Raw genomic sequence first — 478 nt, 5'->3', positions numbered from 1 at the left:
GATGTCGCCGATCCGGCTCGGGCTGAGAGTGATGTGTTGGAGGGTGCGCCAGCGCTGCTTGAGTTCGGCGGCAGCGCGTTCCCCGAGCGCACGAATGCCTCTGATCAGGCTGTTCGTGGTGCGAGTGTCAGTGTCCAGAGCCTGTTCGGACTGGCCTTTCGGGCGACGGACTGAGATGTGGATGCCGATGCCGGCGCCGATGTAGCCCTTGTCGGCCAGGGTGGGCAGGCCATCGGCGGCCGCCTTGTACAGGGCGGGCAGGGCGTGGAGGCGGGCGGCGGTGATGTCGGGCGTGGAGCCGGGCTCGACGTCGGAGATCCACAGCGGTGTACCGTCCGGGGCGGCCAGGAACTGCACGTTGCCGCCGAACGCCTTGTGTTTCTGGCTGAACCACAGGTCGTTGCCGTTGTCGCGGACACCGGCCAGGCGGTCCGTCTCGATGAGTGTGCCGTCGAGGATGACGTGACTCATGCCGTCG

The 478-nt window shown here is 67.4% G+C and carries 1 protein-coding gene; it reads right to left on the bottom strand.

The window, feature by feature from the left end; translation table 11 throughout:
* Positions 1-478: transposase family protein (locus AC2CJA_RS27195; protein ID WP_484605277.1), on the bottom strand; the 478-nt coding region annotated here is incomplete at both ends.

The organism is Streptomyces sp. ATLC9 (genome assembly GCF_057196705.1).
This window is presented reverse-complemented; position numbering and strand designations above follow the sequence as displayed.